Below are 25,459 nucleotides of genomic sequence, written 5' to 3' on the forward strand. Positions count from 1 at the left end.
TTTATTTCACCTCTTTGGATGTTGAAGCAGGGATATAAGCGGTATTTTGATATTGTTCGAAGCTGTTCATTTCACTGCTCAATGCGAGTAGCTTGGTTAAAGATATTAAATAGCGGAAACGCGCCGCTGAACGTTGTGTTTCTATACTCGCGACATAAAGTTGTGCATCCACAACATCCAGAGAAGACGACAGACCCTGAGTAAATGCTTTTTCACGCAAGCGCAGGTTTTCGTTAGCGAGTTCAATGCTAGATGCGAGCCCTTGTACTTCATCAATGGCTTGCTGAGCCTCCAAGTATGTCTTTTGGACTAACAGCGATAAGTCTTGTTTGGCTTGGGACTTTAATGAGTCGACCTGCGAGACGACGCTTTGAGCGGCTTTGACTTTTTCGCTTCGCCCTGATGATTCAATCAGTGGAATGCTGACACCAACACCAACTAACCAGTCAGGCTTCATTTGGCTTGCGAGAGAATCGTCTTCATACAAGCTGTAGTCGCCGTAAAGATAAACTTCAGGGTAGTATTTCCCTTTTTCTGCTTTGATTAAGCTAGAGGCTTGTTTGTGTTTAGCGCTCAGAAGTTCTAACCCCGGATAGGTAAGCAGCGTTTGATCGACAAAAGCGCTAAGAGGGGGAAGACTGTCGTTGATAAACAAAGATTCAGCGGGCTCTACGGCATCATCTTGCGCGAGTAATTTACCTAATGCAGCCTGAGCGATACTCAAATCGCTGGCTGCTTTACGTGTTTCTACAGATGCTTTATCTAAAGAAGCCTCGGCTTGCAGGCGCTCAACGTGCGCGATTTGTCCTTGCTCTTCAAGCTTAATGGCAAAATCTCGATGCTTTTTTAGCCCAGCTTCAACAGCTTGCCGCGTTGCGAGTACTTCCTTTGCCAGTACGACAGAAAAGTAGTACTTCGATAAATCTTCAAAACGCGCTTGTTGTTCCATTAAAAGCTGACTTTTCGCCTCATCCGTTTTGCCTTCTGCTGCTGATTGAGCCGCAGAAATTCTACCACCAGTAAAAATTGGCCAAATGGCACGAATAGACGAAGAGAAAATATCGCGCTCGGTTATGGTCGACGTGGTATTAGCTAAGGCACCAAAAATAGGTTGAAAAGCAGGAGGTACGTTAATGTGTGCTCCTGTGCTGTCTAGAATCTGTTTTCCCGAAAGCGTGATATCGGTATCTAAACGCGTGTAATTCGCGCCAATAGTCACCTGAGGTAAGTTGAGATTGCTGGTGGCACTCTCTTGGTATTGGTAGTTCTCGACGTTTGAGCGTTGAGCTTTAAGAGAATAGTTGTTTTCTAGCAATAGCTGCCATGCGGTATCAAAAGTGATCGGTGCCGCATGACAGGCAAGGGAAATCGAGCTGCTAAGTAAGCCCAATATCCAAACCTTTCCTGTTTTTTTCATAATGGCTGCTTTGTCGTAGAGTATTAGATCTAATATAAAGGATTCGTAACTGCGTGTTAAGTAGGAGGGAAAATTGGGCAGTAGTATGCGCCCAGTTATATTTGTGCTGGGCGCGGGAGATGTTACAAATTTATTTCGTATATGGACAGTGAAACTCCGCTCTCCACTCGAGCTGACGAGAACCTCGCATCGTATTCAATAGATCTTTTCCGCTCATTTGAGGGAATGATAACAGGACTTTGAGATCCGAAGTACCGCCTCCGTTTTTTTCATAAGCCCTGACGTGTGTAAATGTTGAATACATATTCTCTGACAGCATCGCCTTATTCAGGCATATTCCAAAGGTATCGCGTTCCATGTTTGGTGTTCCTTCTAACTATAAATGCACCTCTGTTTATAGTTTTCCAGTTTTCAGATGGTGTCTAAGTGTTTGTCATATAGTCAGTATTTGTGTTTTGTTTTATTTTTGTCCAAACCACTGACATCAATGTTGAGCTTTTAATAGACTTCCAGCTTCACTGCTTTCAAACCGAAACTCTCATTGGTTTCGTTGATTAAAAATTATACGTTGTAAAGTCTAAAAACGCCTCAAAAACCGCTAAAATCGATGTGATCACGATCATGATTTTAAGGGCAATTTATGTATGGAATTGAGTATCAGAGAGGAATGCTAAATTTGGTGAATGGTTGTAATTTTATGTTTCAGCTCGTCGATTAATTAACCGTAAACTCTGCGGTTTGCTTGCCTTCCTCACAGATTTATCACCGCGACAACGTCATGCTGTTAACTGAGTGTTAACGTTACGCTCAAGAGTGAATCACAAGGATGTATCAATGAGTTGGAAAACCATCAGCTTTCGTAAGCGGATGCTCATTATCATGACGCTATCGGGGTTGATAGAGCTGTTATTGCTCGTCGCCGCGGGGTTCACTTATCTCAAAATCAATCAAGAGCAAGAAATGGGAGAAAAAGCACTGGGTGTTGCCCGTTTTTTAGCGGACTCAGCGGTTGTTCGTGAAATGATCGAAACCCAAAACCCCCAGCCATACCAACTTCGCTTTAGAGAATTAACCGAAGCCATAGGTGCTGCATTCATCGTTATTGGCGACCATAAGGGAGTACGCTTAATCCACCCTGTTGATGAGCGGTTGGGCAAGCCAATGAGAGGTGGCGACAATCGTCGAGCGCTAGAACAGGGGTTGTCTTATGTTTCGACGGCACAGGGCTCGTTAGGTTATTCAGTTCGTGGTAAAGCTGCGATTTTTGACGAGCAAGGGAGCATCATTGGTGTGGTTTCGGTTGGCTATTTGCTCGACCGACTGCAAGACCGCATCGAACCATTTTTGGCCTTTTTGATTTTAATGGTCATCGTAGTTGTCGTCGCTAATGCCATTGTATCCAATTATGCGTCGAGAAAGTTTCAGCGCGCCATTTTAGGCTTTGAGCCTGAAGAAATAGGGCGGTTGTACGGCGAATTAGAAGTGACGATGAGCACCATCAAAGAGGGCGTGTTAAGCATTGATGCCCAAGGGATACTTCGCTCGATAAATCGTAGTGCCTGCCAGATTCTCGGTATTGATAGAGAATCAGCGCTCAATAAACCTTTGACTGATACGCTGCGTGATAGCGATCTATATACAGTGTTAGAAAGCGGGCAGGAAGATCATGATATTGAAATATTCCTTAATCATAAGCGCCTGATTGCAAATCGCTCTCCAATTTATGTTGATGGAAAAATCGTGGGGGCGGTATCGAGTTTCCGTTTAAGGGATGAAATCAATGATCTAACCGAGCAGCTATCACAAACCAAGGAGTATGCAGATTTGTTACGTTCGCAAACCCATGAGCATCGAAATAAGCTCAACACCATTAGTGGGCTAGTACAAATGGGTGAACTTGATGCGGTGCAAAAGTTAATTGGACAAGAAACCGCACACTATCAGGCAATGATTGAGTTTTTAAGAGATACCGTTAAAGACCCGCTAATTGCAGGTATGTTGCTTGGAAAAACTGAACGTGCTCGCGAGTTAGGCTTACAACTGGTGGTTGAGGAAGGCAGTCGTCTGGAGCCCCTGCCTGAGTGGCTAAATTCGGAAGACCTAGTCACAATTTTGGGTAATTTGATTGATAACGCTTTCGATGCCACGTTAACTTCAATTCGCGATGAATCAAATGTTGCGTCAGAACGCAGAAATATTGATGTGTCCGTTAGCGATTACGGAAATGAAGTGATACTTGAGGTGATAGATCATGGCTGTGGCCTCCCAAAAACAATGGATCCACAAACATTATTTACAAAAGGCGTTTCGACGAAATCTCGTCAAAATCGAGGTGTTGGGTTACACCTTGTCAATCAGCTTGCTACTCGATATCACGGCCATGTTGAGATGATACCCAATACAAATTATGGGACAAGAATAACGGTGTACTTACCCAAGGAAGAACAATTATGAGTATGGCGACTCGCGTAATGATCATTGAAGATGATCTGGCTATTGCTGAGCTGCACCACAAATACTTAAGCCAACTGACAGGTTTGGAAGTGGTTGGAATTGCGACCACGAGAATGGAAGCAGAAATGCAACTCGACATTCTTAAGCCAGATTTACTATTGATGGATGTCTATCTTCCCGATGGCACAGGGCTTGAGATACTAAATACACTGCGTGCAAGTAACCAAACGTGTGATGTCATTTTGATTACAGCCGCAAGGGATGTCGATACGTTACAACAGGCGATGAGGGGTGGCGTTGTCGATTACCTGTTAAAACCAGTGATGTTTCCACGTTTAGATGCCGCACTGAAAAAGTATGTGTCCCAACGCCAACAACTAGACATCGTAGAGAGTTTGGATCAGAACCTCGTTGATAAAATGCTGCAGTCTCACGCCAATCAAGACAACTTGCCGAACCGATTACCAAAAGGGATTGATGGTGTAACCCTAGACAAGATCAGAGAGTTGTTCCCAAATGGAAGTGCGCTGACCGCTGATGAGGCAGGTGAAAAAATCGGAGTGAGTCGAACAACCGCTAGACGTTATCTTGAGTTTCTTATTAGTACTGGTGAACTAGAGGCTGATTTAAACTATGGGTCGGTAGGTAGGCCAGAAAGGTGCTATAAAAAAGTGACACGGTAGCGTTTACATTGATGCTCTATGCAAAATAAAAAGCGATGGCTTGTTTTAGAAACCATCGCTTTACAAATTACTGCTGTTCCGCTCTAAGAGGTTAGAAGTTGTATTCTAACTTCGCTTCGATAGAGCGCTCAGCGCCAAACCAACAGTTATTTTTGTCGTAACAAGAATAGTATTCTTTATCGAATAGATTGCTTGCAGAAAGCGTGACGCTAGCCCCTTTCATTGATTCAGATACCGTTGAGAAATCGTAACTTGCTGCTAAATCAAACAAGGTGTAGTCCGGTACGTTTTGACTATTCTGTGCATCAATTTGTGCTTCTCCGACATAGCGAACGCCAGCACTGGTACGAAGGCCTGAAAGATTTCCTTCAAAGAAGTAATTGGCCCATAGAGAGGCCGTTTGCTCAGGTACCCAAACCGGCGTTTTACCTTCTTGGTTGTAATAACTGTCCTCGGTAATCTCCATATCGGTATATGTATAGCCTAGAGTGAAATCAGCTTGTGCTGTGGCTTGCCATTTTGCCTCAAGTTCAATACCTTGTGATACCACTTCGCCCGCTTGATAGTTCGGTGCATATGGATTATTCGGATCGGTCAAGATCGCGTTTTTCTTCGTAATATGGAAGAGTGCTAAGTTACCTGAGATATCACCAGATAATGGGGCGTATTTAAAGCCTAACTCCCATTGATGACCGGTTGATGGCTCAAATGCTTTACCAGAAGAGTCGGCACCCGCAATTGGCTCAAAACTTTCCGAGTAAGTAAGATATGGCGAGAGACCAAAGTCTAGCTCATACAAACCACCGACTCGGAAAGATACGTTGGTATCGTCTAACTCTTCCTTGCTGTTGGATACTGCTCCTAGATAATCGCTAACGGCGTCTGTATTTGAATCGTATTTATCCCAACGAAGACCTGCAATCATTACAAGTTGGTCGTAACGAACTTGATCTTGGAAATAAACGCCAATCTGCTTCGTTTTGATATCTAAGTTTTGTTTGTATTGGAAATTCAGTGCATTACGATCAATGCTGTTGTGGTCAGGATTAAAAATGTCCTGAGTTAGCGAATACCCAAGCGTGTCTTTGTATTTTACATCTGAATCTAGATACTGATAATCAAGCCCGAACAATAAGTTATGTTCAAAATTTCCTGTTTTAACGTAGCCAGATAGTTGGTTGTCAATCACAAAGGATTTGGATTTTTCATCGGTTAAATAGGCATTTCGACCAACGGTACGGTTATCCGCTTCAAGTGCACCGTTATATGTGTTTTCCTGATAGGCATCGGCGGTCATGTAGCGGGCATTCTGTAGAAATTGCCAATTGTTGTTAAAGTCGTGTTGGACTTTGTAACCCATCATCAGAACTTCGCGTTCGTAAGTGTTCCAGTCCTCATCCCCTAAATAAGTGCTTGGTGACATCGAGCCAAGTGGGTTTTTAATCACTGAGCCAGACGCAGGCACAGTCGTGTAGATACCTGCTGATGGATCATTTTGATAGTAAACATTCACGTTCACTAATGTGCTTTCTGTCGCTTGCCAATTGAAAGATGGGGCGAGTACGTAACGTTCGTCTTCAGACGTATCGGCTTGACCATCTCGCTGTTTTGCCAGGCCGACGATACGGTAATCAACATTAGAATCACCAACTTGTCCTGTGGTGTCGAACGTCAGTTCTTTTAGGCTGTTAGTCCCTGTACTAATCGAGACAGAGTGCGAGGGTGTTGACTGAGGCGCCTTGGCGATAATGTTGACCATACCTCCTGGTGGAATATTGCCGTAAAGAACAGACGTTGGCCCTTTAAAAACCTCGATTTGCTCAAGAGCAACGGAATCGACCTGCGGTTGAAGGTTCCAACCGTTGTACAGCAAAGGAAGACCATCATAAAAGTTGGTGTAGTTAATAAAACCACGAATATTGAATAGGTCAAGTCGGGAAACGGCACCGCCACGCAATTCTGTATTTACGCCAGGTGCATAACGCAATGCTTCGCTCACCGAGTTTACGCCGCGCAGGTCCATGTCATCTTTAGTGATTACCGTGATCGCTTGCGGTGTTTCCTCCGGTTCTAAAACGGTTTTAGTTGCGGTGTTTCGGTATGTTTCTCCTAGCACCGTAATCGTTTCGTGTTGGGATGTGCTCTCAGTTGCATTGGCGTGGCCAGCGAGCAATGCGGATACAACAATAGCAACCGCTGAACGATGAAATCGAATCGGACTTTCCATATTTATAAATTCCACTACTTTTTCTATTTATTGATAATGATTGTTATTTGTATTCTATATTCAAAGAAATAGGAAAAGTTAACAATTTGGTGCAAAACACTAATCTTTGGAACTTATTCTTCTGTTCTTAGGTTTTAAAGATAGCGCGTCGTTTGGCTCTACAGGAATCCAATACTGCATTTGTGCTTGTTCGCTATCAACATCATAACCTTCTGGATAAAGCTCTAACTCATAACCATCGATAGCATGATAATTAGAGTAGGGTAGCCAATGTAAAATAAACCATTCCAGCGTTGAGGCGAGCTCTGATGCTTTGCCTATGTGTGTAATGACGGCGTAGGTTTGCTCAGGAACAGCCAAGAGGTCTAACCCCGAGTTGGAAGAGTTCGTTGATCTTGGTGCGTTTGCTGTTGGACTGCACTCATAACCTGCCCAATACTCAAGTTGTTGGTTGTTTGAATACGCTTGCGTCACATCAATCACGCCAAAGTAACTACTTTCCGAATTATTAAGGTTTTCAGATGAATAAAGACGTGACCAAAGTGACGGTACTTTGGATTGGAAATCGGGCGTAGCGGAAAACAATCCGTGAATAGGTTCATGATAACCAGCAAGTTCAAAAGCCGGTTTTGTTTCTATTCGAACTTCAATAAAGCGCTGATGTTTTTTCTCTTCTTCTGGTGTCTTACGCAGCGTCAAAGGTTGCCTCAACCCGGAGAGTTGTTGCGTTTTTCGATATTCGCGGGGGCTTTTTGAAAACATATTCCTGAACGCACGGCTAAATGCGTGTTCAGATGTAAATCCCATTTCTATCGCTATATCTAACGAGCGGTCAGAAGTATGGATTAAGCGCTCAGCCGCAAGGCTAAGTTTAAGCTCTCTGATGTAGTGAGCGACGGATACGCCAGTGTGTTGTTGAAATACGCGTTGCAGTTGCCAGCGCGACCAACAACTTGCTTTCGATATTTCATCTACGCTCAGAGTGCTGTCTAAGTTGGTGTGAATGTAGTCAAGCACCGATTGTATTCGGTTTATGGGATGTGGGTTAATGGCGCTTGATTTCATGGCGTTCTACTTTCACATTAATAGTGATTTCATTATCTTTAATTGAGTATCATTATCAATAGGGTGATGAAATAAAAAGTAAGTAACACAGATCACGATAAAACTGTAATGGATTGCAAGGATGAGTAATTATTGCCCATATTAGAGTTTTTGCTTAAATTTTGGAGCGTTCAGATGAAACTTTTTTTATCAATAAAATACAATCGCTTATGACGTTTTGTGCAACTTATTTAAACGTTTGCACTGGCAAGTGTTGATGTAAATCAAATAGTCGTAGACAATATTGCCCCGTGTCGGACTCTCCTCCAGCGAGTACAGTGTGTACTTTTGAGACATAAGTGACTTAAATGACCTCAATACGTCGTGTTTCCAAGAATCGGAAATGCAACTTCTTGAGGTTCTTTGGGCCCATAGACTTTACCTATCAACGTAATAGGTAAGACCAATTTTCTATTTTGAGGTGCCATTGATAGGGTTGGCTCATTCTCTAGCCGTATCCGGGCACACAATAAGTACCTCGTTTTTAAGGGAAAGATGATGGTAATACCAGAAAACAGCAGCATCGTTATTTTTGGTGCTTCAGGTGACCTTACGTACCGTAAGCTCATTCCTGCTTTATACCACCTCTACGCGAACAAGCAGCTTCCAGAGAATTTTGCCATTCTGGGTGTAAGTCGCACTGAATACAGTGATGAGTCTTACCGCGCGAAGCTGAAAAAATCGCTTCAGGAAATGGAAAAGACTGAGCCAGAAACGCTTGATGCATTTATTAACCATCTGCACTACCAAGCAATTAATACTTCTGACACACAAGATTACGGTAAGCTATCTTCTCGCTTAGACCAACTTGCGGACGAATATCAATTCGAGCAACGCAATACGCTTTTTTACTTAGCAACCCCACCAAGTTTATACAGTGTGATCCCTGCAAGTCTTGCAGCACATGGTCTTAACAGTGAAGAGGATGGCTGGAAACGCCTGATCATTGAGAAACCATTCGGCTATGATCTTGAATCGGCGCGTATTCTGGACAAAGAAATTCACGAGCACTTCCAAGAGCATCAAATCTACCGAATTGACCATTACTTAGGTAAAGAAACGGTACAAAACCTACTTGTGCTTCGTTTCTCTAATGCGATGTTTGAGCCGCTTTGGAACCGTAACTTCATTGATTACGTTGAAATCACAGGCGCAGAATTCCTTGGCGTAGAGGAGCGTGGTGGTTACTACGACAACTCTGGCGCTGTGCGCGACATGTTCCAAAACCACTTGCTACAAGTATTAGCAATGGTAGGTATGGAACCACCAGCGCAAATCAATGCAGACTCGATGCGTGATGAAGTGGTAAAAGTGCTTCAATGCTTAAAGCCATTAGACGAAAACGCTCTGCGCAACGACCTAGTATTAGGCCAATACACGGCGTCTGAAGTTCGTGGGCAAAGCCTACGCGGCTACCGTGAAGAGCCGGGAGTTGCAGACGATTCTCGTACAGAGACTTACATCGGTTTGAAAGCGTACATCAACAACTGGCGTTGGAATGGCGTGCCATTTTACGTGCGTACTGGTAAGCGTCTTCCAACACGCGTTACTGAGGTGGTTATCCACTTTAAACAAACACCGCATCCTGTGTTTGGTCAAAACGCACCAGAAAACAAGCTGATCATTCGTATTCAACCAGACGAAGGCATTCAAATGAGCTTTGGCTTGAAAGAGCCAGGCGCAGGCTTTGAAGCGAAGGAAGTGAAAATGAACTTCCATTACGCTGACCTGCAAGAAACGCAAATGCTAACGGCATACGAGCGTCTTCTACTTGATGCTTTGAATGGTGATGCTACGCTATTTGCACGTAGTGATGCGGTGGAAGCGTGCTGGCAATACGTACAGCCAATCTTAGATTTTAAGCAAGATCCACAATCCCTCTTCGGGTACGCATGCGGCACTTGGGGACCTAAAGAGTCAGATGACTTGTTACAGCGTGATGGCCGTGCTTGGCGTTTCCCATGTAAAAACTTAACAGATACGGATTACTGTGAACTATGATCAACCATAAGATCTACCAAACAGCAGAACAGGTAGTTGAAAGCCTAGCTAACGATATGAAAGCGTTTAGCGAAATGGGCAGACCTGTTCACATCTCTCTTTCTGGCGGCAGCACTCCTAAAATGCTGTTTAAACTACTGGCTTCAGAGGCTTACGCAACCTCCATTCAATGGGAAAACCTCCACTTTTGGTGGGGTGACGAACGTTGTGTTGCCCCTGACGACGCAGAAAGCAACTACGGTGAAGCGAACACGTTGTTGTTTAGCCAAGTAAATATTCCTGCAGAAAACATTCACCGCATCCGTGGCGAAGATGAGCCTAAAGCAGAAGCCGAGCGCTTTGCAAAAGAGATGGCAGAGGTAATCCCGAATGAAAACGGCACACCTGTGTTTGACTGGATCTTATTAGGCGTTGGTGCAGATGGTCATACAGCTTCTCTGTTCCCTGGCCAAACGAATTATGATGATGCGAACCTATCTCTTGTGGCGTCGCATCCTGAATCGGGCCAACTTCGTGTGTCGAAAACCGCACGCGTATTAGAAGCAGCGAAACGCATTAGTTACTTAGTGCTTGGTGCAGGAAAAGCGGACATTGTTGAAGAAATTAACAGTTCACCAGCACACGCACTGCCATACCCAGCGGCTAAGATTCAAGCGAAATCGGGCCTAACGGAATGGTATTTAGATTTAGACGCGGCAGCAAAAATTGCTTAAGACGCTGCTCGTCGATGAAATAAAATTGGAGAGAAACAATGAAAGGTGATATCGGTGTAATTGGCCTAGCAGTAATGGGTCAAAACCTTATCCTAAACATGAATGATCACGGCTTTAAAGTGGTTGCTCACAACCGTACTGCTGCTAAAGTAGACGAGTTCCTGGAAGGTCCAGCAAAAGGCACGAACATCATCGGTGCATACTCTCTAGAAGAACTAGTAGAGAAGCTAGAAACGCCGCGTAAAGTAATGTTGATGGTTCGCGCTGGTGACGTTGTAGACAAGTTCATCGAAGCGCTAGTACCTCTGCTAGACAAAGGCGACATCATTATTGACGGTGGTAACACTAACTACCCAGATACAAACCGTCGTGTTGCTGCACTACGTGAAAAAGGTATCCACTTCATCGGTACTGGTGTATCTGGTGGTGAAGAAGGTGCGCGCTTCGGTCCATCTATCATGCCTGGCGGTGCTGCTGAAGCATGGGAAGCGGTTAAGCCTATCTTCCAAGGTATCGCTGCGAAAACTGACGCTGGTGAGCCATGTTGTGACTGGGTTGGTAACGACGGTGCTGGTCACTTCGTTAAGATGGTACACAACGGTATCGAATACGGTGACATGCAGCTTATCACAGAAGCTTACCAGTTCATGAAAGACGGTCTTGGTATGTCTGCAGACGAGATGCAAGCAGTATTCGCTGATTGGAACAAGACTGAACTAGACAGCTACCTTGTTGAAATCACGGCTGACATCCTTGGCTACAAAGATGAAGACGGTGAGCCTCTCGTTGAGAAGATCCTAGACACAGCAGGCCAAAAAGGTACTGGTAAATGGACTGGTATTAACGCACTAGACCTAGGTATTCCACTAACACTTATCTCTGAGTCTGTATTCTCTCGTTGTCTATCTGCACTGAAAGACCAACGTGTTGAAGCTGAATCTCTATTCGGTAAGACAATCACTCCTGTTGAAGGCGACAAGCAAGAGTGGGTTGATGCACTACGTCAAGCGCTACTAGCTTCTAAGATCATCTCTTACGCTCAAGGCTTCATGCTAATGCGCGAAGCATCGAACGAGAACGGTTGGGACCTAAACTACGGTAACGTAGCCCTAATGTGGCGTGGTGGTTGTATCATCCGCTCTGCGTTCCTAGGCAACATCCGTGATGCGTACGAAGCGAACCCAGACATCGCATTCCTAGGTTCTGATGAGTACTTCAAAAATATCCTACAAGGCAGCCTAGCAGCATGGCGTAAAGTAGCAGCGAAGTCTCTAGAGTCTGGTATCCCAATGCCATGTACGATTTCTGCGCTATCTTTCCTAGACGGTTACACAACAGCTCGTCTACCAGCGAACCTGCTTCAAGCTCAACGTGACTACTTCGGTGCTCACACTTATGAGCGTATTGACCGTCCACGTGGTGAATTCTTCCACACTAACTGGACTGGTAAAGGCGGCGACACAGCGTCTACAACTTACGACGTGTAATCGTTTTAAGTAAACCGACTAAATATAAAGATATAAAGGGATGCCCAAGTGGCATCCTTTTTTGTGTCTGTAAGATATTGGTAGATTTAAAAGTTACATTAAACGTTGATTCGTCACGCACTTCTCAGAAATGGGAGAGCATGCATTTGCTAGCAGTTTAATATTTCTCTTCGAAGAGTGAAGCTAAGCAGCTCTCTGTCGTCTCCTCAACTATAAGGTAATAGAAATGACACAACAGAAGCATCCATTTCACACAGCTTTCGTGTTGCTTATGTTCATATTACTGATTACTTACTCTATCTATCGCCTTTATCATCATTTCGTTTTCGAATCTCTACCGCTTCAACTCAGTAGTGGTTTTCAAGTGGTCTACATTGATGCGTCATATGTTTTAAGTATCGCAAGCTTACTCTTGTGCCCTACATTATTGGTCTATATTTTATTTGATCGAATGACTCAGTTAGTCAAAGTGCCGATTAAAGTGATAACTATAACAGTTGTCTTGTCCCTTATCGTTGCTATTCCAGGTCAAGTTTTTGAATTTGGGCGATTGAAATATATTGCAGAAAATAATGGTTACTCAGCGTGTCCACCTTTCACAATTGCATCAAGCGGAATGTTTGTAGAAGCTATGGTAAAAGAAGAAAAATACTGTATAGAACCAGAAATTAATCGTATTGGTATGTATGGTTATTTTCACGAACTCGAACGGATTGATAACTATATCAAGTCACACGGAAATGACATCCAATAGAAAAGAGCGCCTAGGCGCTCTTTTCAGTGGTCGTTTTCTTGTTTTGATAAAACCTGTCTTTTAGGTAGAGAATTGCACTGACCACAAGAGCCACTAAAGAAACAGTAAATAGGGCGTACATGCTGAGAATCCATGCGAATGTGGCCGTCAAGAATGCAATGAAGGAAAACATCCTGCTGAAAGACATCACATGGCCAAGTTTGTTACTTTTCATAAACGCCTCCCGAAGCTAAGTGGGGATAGACAATTGTGGTCATATGCCACACTTTTAATTGTCTGCTCTTTTGGGGCGTTTCACACAAAAAAGTGGCTAAAGATTTCTCAAAAAAGGTGAAATATTGAACCGGTAGACAAATCGTTAAACTGAGTTGCACAGATATGACTTCGGTTGTCTATCACTTCAAAGTTTTTAACTACGCAGATTAAGGGCATGTAGCGTTATTATTATCGTATTCGAACTCTACGATACACAATTGCAAGTGAACCTACACTCGTAAGCTCATCCCTGTCGTCAGTTACAGTAAAAGCTTTTTTCTCTTTTTAACAATACCTTAGTAATTACGGGCAATTAAATCCGTTTTTCGATCGAAACTCAGATTGCACAAAAGGTGAAAAAGAGTGCTAGGTAAGCCTTTAAACTACGCCTATAATTAGCGCCCACATGGAGGATGTTTATTATATGAACATCCTTTATTTTTTGAAACTAGCAACAAGGATCCAGTAAAACATGTTTTTCTGGTTTTGTTTACGTCGACCAAGAAGGTAATTAACACAGCAAATTGAGGTTCTAAGATGACTCTTAACAAGTACTTTGTTTTCATTCCAGCAGAATTGGAACAGGAAATGCACAAGGACAATCAAGTGATCTCTGAGAAGGAAACTCAACGTCAGGCATTAGTAAAACAGGCACAACAACAAGGCGGCCTGTAAGCTAGGTTTCAAAGAGAAAGAGCACCGCAACGGTGCTCTTTTTGTATCTGAGGTCGTAGAATTAACTTAATATGCCAAGGCTTTTCAATTTTCTGTAAATGGTATTTCGGCTCACACCAAGCATACGAGACGTTTTGCTAATGTTCCCCCGGTTGGCTTGATATGTTTTGAGCAACTTATCTTCGACGGTTGCACGCAGTTCTGAAGTTGGTTCAGCGGATGCTGCTCCTTCTTGAGCTTGGCTGAGTTTCTTACTTAGGTGGGCTGGGACGTGTGTGAGTTCCAATATTTCTTCACCTTGCGCCATTAAGGCGGATACTTTGATTAAACTATCGAGTTCACGCAAATTTCCTGGCCATGAGTAAGACAGCATCAGAGAAAGTAGGTGAGGGCAAAGCTGTTGTTCAGATTCGGCGTGACGCCGATGAATGTTCTCAATCAGTTGTCGTTTGTCATCACGTTCCTCAAAGCGAGGTAGCTCAATGATCAAGCCATTAAGGCGATAATACAAATCTTGGCGGAACAATCCTTCGCTGACCAAATGTTCCAGATCTTTATGCGTGGCTGCAATGATTTGCGTATCGACTTGAATGCTTTGGTTTGAACCCACGGGAAGCACGGTTTTATCTTGCAATACATGGAGCAAGCGGCTTTGAGCTTCCAAGGGTAAATCTGCGATTTCATCCAGAAACAAAATCCCTTTGTGTGCTTGGCGAATTTTCCCCTGATAGCCTTTGCTGTTTGCGCCAGTAAAGGCACCGGCTACGTAGCCAAATAATTCAGATTCAACCAGATCTTTTGGTAGCGCTCCGCAGTTAACGGAAACCAACGGTCCCGTTTTTCTCTGGCTGTTTTTATGAAGCGCTTTCACAAACTCGTTTTTGCCAACACCAGTCTCTCCGAGAATCAACAAACTGATGTCTTTATCGATGACGCGATTGGCTTGCTGCCAACAGTGCTCAACTGCGGAGTCGCCATAATGAAGATCATTGGACGCCGCTACAGCACGAGACTTGACCTTGCTATCTTTATCGGTAAGCGGTTTTGTTTTGAAAACGAAAGGGTGCTCATTTCCCCGAGTGGATAGAATGTCGTCTAAGGATTGCCCAATGATACTTTTTTGCGCAAAAAGTTGAGAGGCTACTTGATTGTGAGCCAAAACTTGTCCGTCTTCATTTGCAATGATAATTCCTTGCCAACCACTATTCAGTAAACCTTTTTCGCACGCTAAATCCACACGAATATGCCCTTGTGGAATCAAGTTAAGTAGTTGATTCTCCACTTGCTGGACCATGTTTTGTACTAGTACTTGCGTTGAGAAGTCATGTCTCTTTTGCTCGCTCGTAATATCTAATACGCCAATGAGGTTACCAAGATGATCGAAAATAGGATTAGCCGAACAGCTAATAAAACGATGGTGTTGGATAAAGTGCTGATCACCAATAACAGAAACGGGCTTTGCTTCAACCAAGGCTGTACCAATCGCGTTGGTGCCTTTGACCTTTTCTTGCCAGCATGCACCAGAGCTTAGCGAGATTTCCGTTAACTTTTCACGAAATCTAGGCTGTCCCCAACTGCCGATGATGACACCATCTGAATCCGTCAAAATTAAGCGACTGTCGCTATGAGCAAATAGCTGATTAAACAAAGGGAGCGCAAATTGAGTGACTGTCTCTAGCAAAAAATTGAGTTGGTGACGCCTATCTTGGAGCGTCGCTGGCGTTACTCGAATATCTTCAGGGCGTCGACGCTGTTTTAAACCCGCTTGTTCACTTCTGACCCATGAAGTTGAAAGCCAATTGTTATCGCTAATATGTTGAAGTTCCATGACTGTACCATTTTGTCACAGTGAGGGTGTGCCATTTTGGAACACTTGAACATTGGTGTTCACACCATACATCCGCTCAAACATCGCTCACTTGGTTTGTTATCGCTTGGTAATCATAGTTTTACATTTAATTAACAACAAGTGTGGCGTAGTTGGCGTGTGACTTGCGTAATGCTCTTTGTGAACAGTGCGATACGACACTGCAATAACACATTGAACGAGAAACAAAAGGAAGAGTTATGATCTATGCACAGCCAGGTAGTGAAAATGCCATTGTTAACTTTAAATCGCATTACGATAACTTTATCGGTGGGGAATGGGTAAAACCAACGGGTGGTGAGTACTTTGACAATATCTCACCAATCAACGGACAAGCGTATTGTAAAGTTGCTCGCTCTGGCGAGGAAGATATTAATTTAGCACTGGATGCCGCGCACAACATCAGAGCAAAATGGGCCAAAACCAGCGTGACAGAACGTTCGAACATCTTGCTGAAAATTGCTGACCGTATTGAGCAGCATCTAGAAGAGCTTGCAGTTGCAGAAACTTGGGAAAACGGCAAACCAGTTCGCGAAACCTTGGCGGCAGATTTACCTTTAGTAGTGGATCACTTCCGTTACTTCGCTGGCTGTATTCGCGCACAAGAAGGCAGTGCGGCAGAACTGGATGAGCACACCGCAAGCTACCACTTCCCAGAACCGATTGGTGTGGTTGGTCAAATTATTCCGTGGAACTTCCCAATGTTGATGGCGGCTTGGAAACTAGCACCGGCACTAGCGGCGGGTTGCTGTGTGGTATTGAAGCCAGCAGAGCAAACCCCAACATCCATTCTGGTTCTGATGGAAAAAATCGGTGACCTTCTTCCTCCTGGTGTCATCAACGTTGTAAACGGATATGGTTCTGAAGCGGGTCAAGCATTAGCAACCAGCAACCGCATTGCGAAACTCGCGTTTACCGGGTCTACGCAAGTTGGCAACCACATTCTGAAATGTGCAGCAGACAACTTGATCCCATCGACAGTTGAGTTAGGTGGTAAATCTCCAAACATCTACTTCTCAGATATCTTCGATTACGAAGATGAGTATCTTGATAAGTGTATCGAAGGTACGTTACTTGGTTTCTTCAACCAAGGTGAAGTTTGTACTTGTCCATCTCGCGTACTGGTTCATGAAGCGATTTATGACAAGTTTGTAGAGAAACTGACGGAACGTGCACAGCTGATTAAACAAGGTAATCCGCTCGATACCGATACTCAAGTTGGTGCTCAGGCTTCTCAAGAACAGTTTGATAAGATTTTAAGTTACCTGGAAATCGGCCGTGAAGAAGGCGCAAAAGTGGTCTTTGGTGGTGGAGTGTCAGAACAGCCAGAGTCTATCAACCAGGGGTACTACATTCAGCCAACCATGTTGGAAGGCCACAACAAGATGCGAATCTTCCAAGAAGAAATCTTTGGCCCAGTGATCGCTATCACCAAATTCAAAGATGAGGCAGAAGCGTTGGAAATCGCAAACGACACCGAATATGGCTTAGGCGCAGGTGTTTGGACACGTGATGCGAACGTCGCATATCGTATGGGCCGTAATATTGAAGCTGGTCGAATCTGGATTAACTGTTACCACGCTTACCCTGCACACGCAGCGTTCGGTGGTTACAAAAAATCGGGTATCGGGCGTGAAACGCACAAGATGATGCTGGACCACTACCAGAATACTAAGAACTTGCTGATTAGCTACAGCATCGACCCGTTAGGCTTCTTCTAGTGAAACTAAGTAATTAATAAAGAAAAAGCAGTATGAATCAAAACCCCGAATCTTCGGGGTTTTTTATTAGCGTGAGCTTGTCGGCTGAAGGTTAACTTAGATGTTTAACCTGCTTATATTGTGATATCAGGAACGTTGAATTATCGCCACTTTTCGTTCCATAAGCTTTTCTACGGCGGCGTTTTGCTTGTCAATATTGAGTTGCGGATCAAAGTCCAAAACGCGATTGCAAGATTCGAGACTGGCAAATTGATTTAAACATTCACCAAGCTCTCTTTTAGAGCTTGTTCGCGTCATACTGCTTTCTGATGAGGAGAGTAGGGTGACTTTACGGCCATGAAACGTTCCTTGCGGCACTGCATCACTTTGCTGCGCTTGTTGAACGTCATGAACCGATGAATTGGTGTATGTGGATTGGATGTCATTGGACATAAAGACACCTAAACTCTCAAGTCTAAAGTTTGTGGCATCGGTGGTGCCTCATCAATGGTTACATGCGAAGACAATAACGCTTCCCACGACTCGCTGTGCGTCAGCAATTCTGCTAAAGCTGTTTCAAAATATTCGTAATCCAGTCGCCTAATGTTAATGAGTCGGTTTAAACATAGGACATGTCGGTGGTTATCTAAACTAAAAAATAACTGGTGCTCAGGCCAGTGATAATTAAAAGCCAAGAAAGAGCGATAGAGATCGGAATTTACAATTTGAAGGCCAACAATCTCAGCTTCGAGCTGCAGAGTTGTCGATTCAGGATGAAAGATGATATGCACCCTTAGATTATCATCAAAGGCTAAGCTTACTTCATTTTCCGTTAGATGCAGTGCAGGCAAGCCTATTTGATGAGCAAACTTTAGCAAAATCTCATCGATAGTTTGGCGTGCTGACATAGGAATAGTCCCTTTTGAAATTTTATCAAGGAAAATATTAGATGTATCTCTTCATGTTTATCAATATTAGTCGGTTGTTATTATATTTTGGCTTTTAAATGTGTTGAGAGAAATAGAAAGATAAAAGTAAGAGTGTTCAGATGCATATCTCGATGGCAATGATATATATGAGTATCACTTTTCTCTAATGAACTTCAATTAAGGAAGGAATGAAAGAGAGCAGAAACTGTTTTTGAAATTACAGTCCATGTTAACTACGTGTTGTTGAAAAATGCGATTTATTGTCCGCTTGTAGTATAAATATAAGTTGATCTTTTATATTTTTACATAAAGAATTGTGTGAATTTCAAATGAGCTAGATTATATAAAATACGTTTATGGGGTCATAATGAACAATTCTATATGGGCTGGTTTTATTGGGTTATTCATACTGAGTGGGTGCAGTCAGACTGTGTCCGTCAATGGGGTGGATGGCTTTGATACACAGAGTCAGGCATCAGTCTATGGTTGGGTTTCTGTCGACGGCTACTTTCCACCTTCGATTACTTCTCTTGAAGTGGAAATATGTAAAGTTATTGATAATCAATGTCTTAAATCGGCATCTCAGAGCTACCAAGGCGTTCAGTTGCCTGTGCAGTATTCGTTTTTAATTGCACCAATTCAAGCTGGTGAAGGAAAAATGAAGATTATTGGAAAGCTTTATTCAAACGGTGAGCTCGTTGCTGAAAAAGAAAAGAACTATTTATTTTTAGAGGGAAATAAACAAGAAAACTTGATTCTTGTTCCAAAAATAAACAGATAAAATTTTAAGTACTACATTTTTATTAGAATTTTCTAATTTATAAAAATAAAGACCATATCTTTCCTTTTGTGAAAGATTTGTTGTCTTTTATAAACATTAATTACATGACTTTGAAGTCATCGGGTCAGTTGTTTTTTAGACTCATACTTGTTGCAAAAACAGTATTTTTTATGATTATATCTCGCTCCTTGAACACGTTGGCTTGGCGTTTTAGGCTATAAAACATACATTTTTATGATTTTGGAAATTTAATTTTGTTCTCGAAACGATGCCGAAATCTATTTAATTGTATTCTAATGTATAACAAAACAACCAAACTTAAATAACGAAATGATATTTAAGTTTTGGCTAATGATAAACGCTATCTGATAAAAATAATAAAGACGGACAGCAGAAATTTACTAAGTCAAACCTTTACCTTTAGGTAAAGGTAATGCTTGGGTTATTTGCTAATTATTCGGGGGGTATGGTAAGTGATAGAACTTCTATGCTCTTTTCTTTGCTTCTTTAATTCATACAGCAGTACTTAGAAATAACAACAATCAAAGTAGTGCTTTGAAAGTTTCTCAACATTTGCACTGAGAAACTCAAAATAATGAAGGGTAGAAAATGGATGTGTCAGGCCAACTAAACTCAGAAAGGGTCGACTCGAGTTCACGAAAAATTCGTAGTTTTTCCTGCTATGAAAAATCTGACGAAGTATTTCACTCAGACCAGTCTCACATTGTTGTCGTTCACAATGGTCAGCTTCGAGTTCAAACAGGTGATTGCACAATCGATGTTGCTGCAGAAAATGGGGTATTTCTATCCCAAGGAGATTACTTGTTAGAGTACTCTCCGCTAGATGGGGCATACAAAGCGTCGATTATTGCTTACGACAGTGAACTCGTTAGTCAGTTGCTGCAAAAACACAGTGATCTCTTGATGATGCTGCCTAAGGTAGACAAAGTTTGTTCTGGTTTGTTTACTTTTGGTTTGAACATACTCGTTGAACAAGTGCTTTCTAGCATGCAGACGCTTGAGCAACAAGCGTACCCTGATGCCATTATGTGCCTAAAATACGAAGAACTACTCATTCTCTTGCTACACAGCAAAGGAGGAGAATCACTGTATGCGTTGCTGTCACAACAAACAAACCGTACGTCGGAACGGTTACGTCGATTTATGGAACAGCATTACTTAAAAGAATGGAAGTTGACAGACTACGCGCAGGAGTTTGGTGCCAGCTTAACCACTTTTAAAGAGCTTTTTAATGAGCACTATGGCATTTCTCCAAGAGCTTGGATCAGTGAGCGTCGACTACTGCATGCTCATAAACTGCTGTTGACGAGCAAGATGAGCATTGTAGATGTGGCGATGGAGGCAGGGTTTTCCAGCCAGTCTTACTTTACGCAGAGTTACCGTCGTCGTTTTGGAACGACCCCAAGCCGCGTACGTTCGGGAGACGATCAAGTGGCTATCGCGAAATGAAATGACTTGGGACTAAAATTTTCTGACTAATTTTGAAAGTCACTCACCAGTGTAAATTCTATTATGTATCGTGTAACAACGAACGATTAAAAATTATTACATCTCTTTCTTTCTGGATTGTTCGAAAGGGGTGCGGAGACGAACATAAATGAAAAAGCAGCATTGGCGACGCCGTTCGCTTTTTCCAGACAGCATAGTGACACAGCGGAAAGTGACTGTTTTACAAAGAGGAGCTCGTTATGAAAGCGCCTCGAAACCTACGCAGGATCTCAATGTTGTGCACGTCAATCACCGACAATTGTTAAGTGAAGGCGTCATAAATTATGAGCAGTTATCTTTACTTCAACGCTTGTTGGATAGAAATGTCGTCGATAGCCTATGCGCTAGCCAGTTAGTTAAAACGTATCAAAAACTTGGTGCTTCGATAGACCGGTTTGCCATGCGTTTATTTTTGGAAATTGGATCGCAGCTCAGTGATAGCAGCACAATCACAACGTTCGAACAAAGGCTGGACTACATCAACTCTCGTCTGGGCTTTCGCTTTAATTTGGCTGTCCCAAAAACGTTGATGCTTTGTTTCCATTTATCACTCAACGAGTGGATTAACCGACAAGTCGATCAAAGTGCTCTTCATGCTTCGATTAAAGTTGAACAACTTATCAATCAACTCGATATTCAGAAGGAATATTGGTCGAAGCTATCAGGGGAAGACACTAGTGCCGTCTTTGTTCAACAGCAACTCGATCTTATTAAGAGCCAGCAGCATCAACTTAAAAAGCAACTTGGGACGTTAAGCGAACAACAGTTGCAAGTGATTGAATGTCATCGTTTGTTAATTGAGAAGTGGCAACCGTCTTTAGACGAGCTGAAAGGGTTCGCGGAGTACACCTCTACAACCGAACAATTTATTTCTGAGTGGAAAAATTGGTGTTCGGAAGTGCGACTTGAAGCCCCTGAGCTGAACGAAGTTTGGGATGCATGCGATGTGGTTTACAACGACCAAAATGCGGTTGCGAAAGTATGGCAATGGTTCAAGAACATGCAAACTGTTGGTGATATCGATCACTACTATTTTGATACTCAAAGTGGTCAGTGCGGCCAGGCTTGCAATCACCTCAGCCAGATCTAAATAGGGCGTTAAATGTTAGATAAGATGATGAAATCTTTAGCGGAAGCGCTAAAGGTAGGGGATTTTATTGCCTCAGAAAATGGTTCTTACAACATCGAGGTTGACCAGTTATCACTGACCATCAAGCAACGTGCGTCATGGATTTTATGGGAAGCGACGTTACCCTTCCAGTTTAAAGAGCATCTAGATTATCAACAAGAACAAGCGTTACAACGTTGCATGCAGCTCTCATTAAAAACCATTCGTGAGGATGGCGGCGTACTGACAACCAATGATGATCAGCAATTGATTTTGCAAAGTAAAGTACGGGTTGAGGACTGTTCGGTGGAACGGTTCTCTGCTTTGCTTTCTAAGCACGTCAATCTATATGAGCGTTACATTGCATTATTGGAACAAGAACGCGTGAACCACACAATCAACCATACAGTGTGGTTACCATGATGCTAAAAATCTTTCCCAACATTAGGCGTGCTGTAACAAAGGCATTGTTATGCGCAGTGAGTGTTGTTCCTTTGGGATACGCGCAAGCAACAGACTTACACTGGCCCGAACAACCGTTCCGCTACTATGCAGATAATGACTCATTAAAAGAGTTGTTGAATAACTTCGGTGCAAATTATCGTGTCTCGGTTTCTGTTAGTGACAAAGTCAACGATCGAGTGAATGGGCGTTTTACCCCTGAAGATCCGGCGGAATTCCTCGATTACTTATCGCAAGTGTACAACTTGATGTGGTATTTCGATGGAGCCGTCTTACATGTCTATAAGGCGACAGAAACTCGCTCACGTTTACTTCAATTGGAATTACTTACGGCTAGAGAGCTACGCAGTACGTTAATTTCCACCGGCGTTTGGGATTCTCGTTATGGTTGGAGAGCTGCTGAGAGCAAAGGGTTAGTCTATCTTGCTGGTCCTCCACGTTATGTCGACTTAGTGGTACAAACGGCGGAGGCATTGGAAACGCGCTTGCTGCAGAAATCGAATTCAACCGACGAATTATTCGTTGAGATAATTCCTTTGAAGTACGCTTCTGCAACGGATAGAGAAATTGCATATCGAGATCAGACAATTACGGTCCCTGGCATCGCATCGGTGTTAAAACGGGTCGTGTCTGGTGTTCAAACTCAAGTGACGAGTGCGTCTAGCAAAGAAGTTACCAGTTCAGATAAGCCTGTAAAAAGTAATAAAACCGCCTCAGTTCATGGTGGTGCAACAGTTGAAGCAGAGCCGGGCCTTAATGCGATTATCGTTCGTGATACTCAAGCACGATTACCGCTCTATCGTAAACTGGTCGCGCAATTAGACCAGCCGCAATCAAGAATTGAAGTCGCGCTATCGATTGTCGATATCAGTGCCAACGATTTAAGTCAGTTAGGCGTTGATTGGCGAGCGGGAGTGTCTGTCGGAAACAACCGCATTGTCGATATCAAAACAACAGGTGATGTGAATTCGGGGGATGTGACGCTCGGCAGTGGACAGAACTTTAAGTCCTTGCTTGATTCAACCAACCTAAATTACTTGCTGGCTCAAATTCGTTTATTGGAATCCAAAGGCAGTGCTCAAGTGGTTTCAAGACCAACATTGTTAACTCAGGAAAATGTCGAAGCGGTACTGAACAACAGCAGCACGTTTTACGTCAAGCTGGTTGGTAAAGAAACCGCAGCGTTGGAAGAGGTCACGTATGGCACGTTACTGAGAATTGTCCCACGTATCGTTGGTGATAGATTTGCTGCACGACCTGAAATTAACCTGAGCCTTCATCTCGAAGACGGTGCAAAGATCGCTGATGGCGGCGTCGATGATCTTCCTTCCGTTCGTAAAACTGAAATCAGCACCTTAGCGACGGTTAAACAAGGGCAAAGCTTACTTATCGGTGGTGTGTACCGAGATGAAGTGAGCCATCAGTTACGTAAAGTGCCATTGCTAGGAGACATCCCATATTTAGGCGCGCTGTTTAGAAGTAATACCAATACTAAGCGCCGCACAGTACGAATGTTTATTTTAGAACCTCGAATTGTTGTGGATGGTATTGGCGATAGTGTGTTGATTGGCAACGAATATGACTTGCGACCAAGTATAGGCAGGCTTAACAACATCTCCAACAATAGCGCTGAATTTAAATCGGTAGTGGAAGTATATAGCTGCACATCGAGGGTTCAGGCCGAGCGCTATCAACAAGACTTATTGTCACAGAAAAAGTCGTCTCAATTAACGCAGTGCCAATTACCAACAGGGCAAAAGGGTTGGCGGGTGAAAGTATTGGAATGTGATGACTCACAAAGTGAGTGTGTGCGCCCTTCAGAGGAGTCTTAACCGCGATGCAGCAATGGAAAATTCGTATTTTATCAGGCGTGCATACCGGAGTAGAAGTCACCTTACCTGAAGGTGCTCTCGTGCTTGGCAGTGACGACTTTATTGCTGATCTTGTACTGTCTGATGCTGGGGTCGAAGCGAACCATTTCACCCTCGTTTGCCAGCAAGACTCGGTCATTTTACGAGGCTGCGAAGAGGCAAATATTAACAGTGAAGACATCGCTGTTGCAGGTGATGGTATCGAGTTGTCACGCCATGCTGTTGTCTCGGTCGGCGTTGTGAAGTTCGCTCTGGGATACGCGGAAGATGCGTTAATTGTGAGTAACGTCAGCGACGAATCTAGCCAACAGAATACACCTGTGGTTGCTGTGCAACGCTCTAGCTGGAAAAAAACAACGCTCATCGCTTTGCTTTGTAGTTTTGTCCCGAGTGTCATTTTTGCCGGTATGTGGTACAGCCAAGCTAACGGAAACAACAATGAAATTGTTACAGAAGCAGAACCCATTGTTTTGGTACGTAACATCTTAGGCGAGCTCAAACTTAGCGACGTTCGTGTGGAATGGAATGCCGCCGCACGCCAAGCAGTCTTAGAGGGCTATGTTGAAGACCGAACACAGAAACTCGATCTGCTTGGTCGAATTGATGTATTGGGCATCAATTACAAAAGTGACTTAAGAACGATGGAAGAAATCCGTCGCGGGGTTCGATTTATTTTGCGCAACCTCGGCTATCACCAAGTGAAAGTCGAAAATGGTGATGAGACCGGCACACTGCTGCTGACGGGCTATATCGATGATGCAAGCCGCTGGAACCAAGTTGAACAAATCTTGGAGCGAGACGTGCCTGGTCTTGTTGCGTGGAAGGTTGAACTGCAGCGAGCGGGTGCCTACATGGATACGCTAAAAGCGTTATTGACGGATGCGGAGCTACTGAAAAAAGTCCAGTTGGTCACCAGCGGTGATCGCATCGAGGTTCGTGGTGAGCTTGATGATATCGAAACGACTCGATTTTACGGTGTGACCCGAGACTTCCGGGAACAATATGGTGAGAAACCGTACTTAGTTTTGAAATCCATACCTAAGGTGAGTAAAGGTACCAACATCGATTTCCCGTTTCGTAGCGTTAACTTTGGCCAGGTTCCATATGTGATTCTGACCGATAACGTTCGCTATATGGTCGGTGCAAGAACGCCTCAGGGCTACCGAATATCCAGTGTTACACCTGCTGGTATTGAGTTGGTTAAAGGCGGGCGGGTGATAACAATAGAACTCGGATATGAAGGCGAGACGAACAATGACAAATCTTGAACAAATTTTAAATAACGACACAAACGGTGCGGAAGCGCACAAGATTAAGAGCAAGCTCTTAGAAGCACAAGCGGTGGTGAAACGTCAGTTGGATTTAGGGTGCTCACCACAGCAGTACCAATTGCTACTCAAACAGTATGACGCTTACACAGCCGCCTATGCGGTCGTTGAATCATACGAAGCTAACTAAAAAA

Annotated in this window: 23 protein-coding genes; 15 read left to right on the top strand and 8 right to left on the bottom strand. The window is 43.4% G+C overall.

The window, feature by feature from the left end; all coding sequences use genetic code 11:
* Nucleotide 1: 1 nt before the first annotated feature.
* Nucleotides 2–1,417, bottom strand: a complete 1,416-nt coding sequence (locus tag R8N46_RS17020; RefSeq protein WP_025768106.1) for a TolC family protein — start codon at nt 1,415–1,417, stop codon at nt 2–4.
* Nucleotides 1,418–1,547: 130 nt separating this feature from the next.
* On the bottom strand, nt 1,548–1,775 hold the full coding sequence (locus tag R8N46_RS17025) for a hypothetical protein (protein WP_005377125.1): 228 nt from the start codon (nt 1,773–1,775) through the stop codon (nt 1,548–1,550).
* Nucleotides 1,776–2,251: 476 nt separating this feature from the next.
* On the opposite strand from R8N46_RS17025, the gene R8N46_RS17030 reads away from it, so the two are divergent.
* Both R8N46_RS17030 and R8N46_RS17035 read left to right on the top strand, forming a co-directional pair.
* Nucleotides 2,252–3,871, top strand: coding sequence for a sensor histidine kinase (locus tag R8N46_RS17030; protein WP_085569991.1), 1,620 nt, complete (start codon nt 2,252–2,254; stop codon nt 3,869–3,871).
* Nucleotides 3,868–4,554 carry a response regulator gene (locus R8N46_RS17035; protein WP_017821355.1) on the top strand — a complete coding sequence of 229 codons (687 nt, stop codon included), beginning with the start codon at nt 3,868–3,870 and terminating at the stop codon, nt 4,552–4,554. Before R8N46_RS17030 ends, R8N46_RS17035 begins: the two co-directional genes overlap by 4 nt.
* A gap of 91 nt (nt 4,555–4,645) precedes the next feature.
* On the opposite strand, the gene R8N46_RS17040 is transcribed toward R8N46_RS17035, so the two are convergent.
* Together R8N46_RS17040 and R8N46_RS17045 are read right to left on the bottom strand one after the other, a co-directional pair.
* A complete protein-coding gene (locus R8N46_RS17040) occupies nt 4,646–6,781 on the bottom strand; it encodes a TonB-dependent siderophore receptor (RefSeq protein ID WP_064353992.1) in 2,136 nt (711 codons plus the stop codon).
* A gap of 99 nt (nt 6,782–6,880) precedes the next feature.
* Complete coding sequence (locus R8N46_RS17045; RefSeq protein WP_033906176.1) at nt 6,881–7,846, bottom strand: helix-turn-helix domain-containing protein; 966 nt, start codon at nt 7,844–7,846, stop codon at nt 6,881–6,883.
* Nucleotides 7,847–8,383: 537 nt separating this feature from the next.
* On the opposite strand from R8N46_RS17045, the gene zwf reads away from it, so the two are divergent.
* From zwf to R8N46_RS17065, 4 genes are all read left to right on the top strand, one after another.
* On the top strand, nt 8,384–9,886 hold the full coding sequence (zwf, locus tag R8N46_RS17050) for a glucose-6-phosphate dehydrogenase (protein WP_017634563.1): 1,503 nt from the start codon (nt 8,384–8,386) through the stop codon (nt 9,884–9,886).
* The gene (pgl, locus tag R8N46_RS17055) at nt 9,883–10,599 is read left to right on the top strand and encodes a 6-phosphogluconolactonase (protein ID WP_005387158.1); all 717 of its coding nucleotides are present in this window, start codon (nt 9,883–9,885) and stop codon (nt 10,597–10,599) included. Before zwf ends, pgl begins: the two co-directional genes overlap by 4 nt.
* A gap of 38 nt (nt 10,600–10,637) precedes the next feature.
* On the top strand, nt 10,638–12,086 hold the full coding sequence (gene gnd / locus R8N46_RS17060) for a decarboxylating NADP(+)-dependent phosphogluconate dehydrogenase (protein WP_213972510.1): 1,449 nt from the start codon (nt 10,638–10,640) through the stop codon (nt 12,084–12,086).
* 226 nt (nt 12,087–12,312) lie between these two features.
* Nucleotides 12,313–12,840 (top strand): hypothetical protein, encoded by a 528-nt coding sequence (locus R8N46_RS17065; RefSeq protein WP_047102710.1) that lies wholly within the window; start codon nt 12,313–12,315, stop codon nt 12,838–12,840.
* A gap of 10 nt (nt 12,841–12,850) precedes the next feature.
* On the opposite strand, the gene R8N46_RS17070 is transcribed toward R8N46_RS17065, so the two are convergent.
* The gene (locus R8N46_RS17070) at nt 12,851–13,054 is read right to left on the bottom strand and encodes a hypothetical protein (protein ID WP_005377162.1); all 204 of its coding nucleotides are present in this window, start codon (nt 13,052–13,054) and stop codon (nt 12,851–12,853) included.
* A gap of 578 nt (nt 13,055–13,632) precedes the next feature.
* On the opposite strand from R8N46_RS17070, the gene R8N46_RS17075 reads away from it, so the two are divergent.
* On the top strand, nt 13,633–13,770 hold the full coding sequence (locus R8N46_RS17075; RefSeq protein WP_005377165.1) for a hypothetical protein: 138 nt from the start codon (nt 13,633–13,635) through the stop codon (nt 13,768–13,770).
* 61 nt (nt 13,771–13,831) lie between these two features.
* Here the strand turns inward: R8N46_RS17075 and R8N46_RS17080 are convergent, their stop codons facing one another.
* Nucleotides 13,832–15,598, bottom strand: a complete 1,767-nt coding sequence (locus R8N46_RS17080) for a sigma-54-dependent Fis family transcriptional regulator (protein WP_213972511.1) — start codon at nt 15,596–15,598, stop codon at nt 13,832–13,834.
* A 239-nt stretch (nt 15,599–15,837) separates the two neighbouring features.
* On the opposite strand from R8N46_RS17080, the gene R8N46_RS17085 reads away from it, so the two are divergent.
* Nucleotides 15,838–17,358: an aldehyde dehydrogenase family protein gene (locus tag R8N46_RS17085; protein ID WP_005377169.1), complete on the top strand. Its 1,521-nt coding sequence runs from the start codon at nt 15,838–15,840 to the stop codon at nt 17,356–17,358.
* A 126-nt stretch (nt 17,359–17,484) separates the two neighbouring features.
* Here the strand turns inward: R8N46_RS17085 and exsE2 are convergent, their stop codons facing one another.
* Nucleotides 17,485–17,790, bottom strand: a complete 306-nt coding sequence (gene exsE2, locus R8N46_RS17090; protein WP_005377171.1) for a T3SS regulon translocated regulator ExsE2 — start codon at nt 17,788–17,790, stop codon at nt 17,485–17,487.
* Nucleotides 17,791–17,798: 8 nt separating this feature from the next.
* Nucleotides 17,799–18,245 (bottom strand): type III secretion system regulatory chaperone ExsC, encoded by a 447-nt coding sequence (gene exsC, locus R8N46_RS17095; protein ID WP_005377174.1) that lies wholly within the window; start codon nt 18,243–18,245, stop codon nt 17,799–17,801.
* Between the two features lie 388 nt (nt 18,246–18,633).
* Between exsC and R8N46_RS17100 the strand changes: the two genes are divergently transcribed.
* From R8N46_RS17100 to R8N46_RS17130, 7 genes are all read left to right on the top strand, one after another.
* Entirely contained in the window at nt 18,634–19,047 is a 414-nt protein-coding gene (locus tag R8N46_RS17100; RefSeq protein WP_054579559.1) for a YscW family type III secretion system pilotin, read from the top strand.
* Between the two features lie 609 nt (nt 19,048–19,656).
* Complete coding sequence (locus R8N46_RS17105; RefSeq protein ID WP_042523810.1) at nt 19,657–20,517, top strand: AraC family transcriptional regulator; 861 nt, start codon at nt 19,657–19,659, stop codon at nt 20,515–20,517.
* 148 nt (nt 20,518–20,665) lie between these two features.
* A complete protein-coding gene (locus R8N46_RS17110) occupies nt 20,666–21,646 on the top strand; it encodes a T3SS regulon anti-activator ExsD domain-containing protein (protein ID WP_005377193.1) in 981 nt (326 codons plus the stop codon).
* Nucleotides 21,647–21,658: 12 nt separating this feature from the next.
* Entirely contained in the window at nt 21,659–22,087 is a 429-nt protein-coding gene (locus R8N46_RS17115; protein WP_053304384.1) for a YscB family type III secretion system chaperone, read from the top strand.
* The gene (sctC, locus tag R8N46_RS17120) at nt 22,084–23,958 is read left to right on the top strand and encodes a type III secretion system outer membrane ring subunit SctC (protein ID WP_212733989.1); all 1,875 of its coding nucleotides are present in this window, start codon (nt 22,084–22,086) and stop codon (nt 23,956–23,958) included. The genes R8N46_RS17115 and sctC overlap by 4 nt, the downstream gene beginning before the upstream one ends.
* 5 nt (nt 23,959–23,963) lie before the next feature.
* Nucleotides 23,964–25,265 carry a type III secretion system inner membrane ring subunit SctD gene (sctD, locus tag R8N46_RS17125; protein WP_017821344.1) on the top strand — a complete coding sequence of 434 codons (1,302 nt, stop codon included), beginning with the start codon at nt 23,964–23,966 and terminating at the stop codon, nt 25,263–25,265.
* Nucleotides 25,252–25,455 carry an EscE/YscE/SsaE family type III secretion system needle protein co-chaperone gene (locus R8N46_RS17130; protein WP_104975359.1) on the top strand — a complete coding sequence of 68 codons (204 nt, stop codon included), beginning with the start codon at nt 25,252–25,254 and terminating at the stop codon, nt 25,453–25,455. Before sctD ends, R8N46_RS17130 begins: the two co-directional genes overlap by 14 nt.
* The last annotated feature ends 4 nt before the right edge of the window (nt 25,456–25,459 follow it).

Origin of the sequence: Vibrio sp. 1874 (assembly GCF_033344395.1) — a bacterium.
In the GTDB taxonomy this organism is placed as follows: Bacteria; Pseudomonadota; Gammaproteobacteria; order Enterobacterales; family Vibrionaceae; genus Vibrio; species Vibrio alginolyticus.

What these genes read in the sequence shown, in the direction of transcription:
- R8N46_RS17020 (WP_025768106.1), bottom strand. Translation starts at nt 1,417, where the DNA reads ATGAAAAAAACAGGAAAGGTTTGGATATTGGGCTTACTTAGCAGCTCG.
- R8N46_RS17025 (WP_005377125.1), bottom strand. Translation starts at nt 1,775, where the DNA reads ATGGAACGCGATACCTTTGGAATATGCCTGAATAAGGCGATGCTGTCA.
- R8N46_RS17030 (WP_085569991.1), top strand. Translation starts at nt 2,252, where the DNA reads ATGAGTTGGAAAACCATCAGCTTTCGTAAGCGGATGCTCATTATCATG.
- R8N46_RS17035 (WP_017821355.1), top strand. Translation starts at nt 3,868, where the DNA reads ATGAGTATGGCGACTCGCGTAATGATCATTGAAGATGATCTGGCTATT.
- R8N46_RS17040 (WP_064353992.1), bottom strand. Translation starts at nt 6,781, where the DNA reads ATGGAAAGTCCGATTCGATTTCATCGTTCAGCGGTTGCTATTGTTGTA.
- R8N46_RS17045 (WP_033906176.1), bottom strand. Translation starts at nt 7,846, where the DNA reads ATGAAATCAAGCGCCATTAACCCACATCCCATAAACCGAATACAATCG.
- zwf (WP_017634563.1), top strand. Translation starts at nt 8,384, where the DNA reads ATGGTAATACCAGAAAACAGCAGCATCGTTATTTTTGGTGCTTCAGGT.
- pgl (WP_005387158.1), top strand. Translation starts at nt 9,883, where the DNA reads ATGATCAACCATAAGATCTACCAAACAGCAGAACAGGTAGTTGAAAGC.
- gnd (WP_213972510.1), top strand. Translation starts at nt 10,638, where the DNA reads ATGAAAGGTGATATCGGTGTAATTGGCCTAGCAGTAATGGGTCAAAAC.
- R8N46_RS17065 (WP_047102710.1), top strand. Translation starts at nt 12,313, where the DNA reads ATGACACAACAGAAGCATCCATTTCACACAGCTTTCGTGTTGCTTATG.
- R8N46_RS17070 (WP_005377162.1), bottom strand. Translation starts at nt 13,054, where the DNA reads ATGAAAAGTAACAAACTTGGCCATGTGATGTCTTTCAGCAGGATGTTT.
- R8N46_RS17075 (WP_005377165.1), top strand. Translation starts at nt 13,633, where the DNA reads ATGACTCTTAACAAGTACTTTGTTTTCATTCCAGCAGAATTGGAACAG.
- R8N46_RS17080 (WP_213972511.1), bottom strand. Translation starts at nt 15,598, where the DNA reads ATGGAACTTCAACATATTAGCGATAACAATTGGCTTTCAACTTCATGG.
- R8N46_RS17085 (WP_005377169.1), top strand. Translation starts at nt 15,838, where the DNA reads ATGATCTATGCACAGCCAGGTAGTGAAAATGCCATTGTTAACTTTAAA.
- exsE2 (WP_005377171.1), bottom strand. Translation starts at nt 17,790, where the DNA reads ATGTCCAATGACATCCAATCCACATACACCAATTCATCGGTTCATGAC.
- exsC (WP_005377174.1), bottom strand. Translation starts at nt 18,245, where the DNA reads ATGTCAGCACGCCAAACTATCGATGAGATTTTGCTAAAGTTTGCTCAT.
- R8N46_RS17100 (WP_054579559.1), top strand. Translation starts at nt 18,634, where the DNA reads ATGAACAATTCTATATGGGCTGGTTTTATTGGGTTATTCATACTGAGT.
- R8N46_RS17105 (WP_042523810.1), top strand. Translation starts at nt 19,657, where the DNA reads ATGGATGTGTCAGGCCAACTAAACTCAGAAAGGGTCGACTCGAGTTCA.
- R8N46_RS17110 (WP_005377193.1), top strand. Translation starts at nt 20,666, where the DNA reads ATGAAAAAGCAGCATTGGCGACGCCGTTCGCTTTTTCCAGACAGCATA.
- R8N46_RS17115 (WP_053304384.1), top strand. Translation starts at nt 21,659, where the DNA reads ATGTTAGATAAGATGATGAAATCTTTAGCGGAAGCGCTAAAGGTAGGG.
- sctC (WP_212733989.1), top strand. Translation starts at nt 22,084, where the DNA reads ATGATGCTAAAAATCTTTCCCAACATTAGGCGTGCTGTAACAAAGGCA.
- sctD (WP_017821344.1), top strand. Translation starts at nt 23,964, where the DNA reads ATGCAGCAATGGAAAATTCGTATTTTATCAGGCGTGCATACCGGAGTA.
- R8N46_RS17130 (WP_104975359.1), top strand. Translation starts at nt 25,252, where the DNA reads ATGACAAATCTTGAACAAATTTTAAATAACGACACAAACGGTGCGGAA.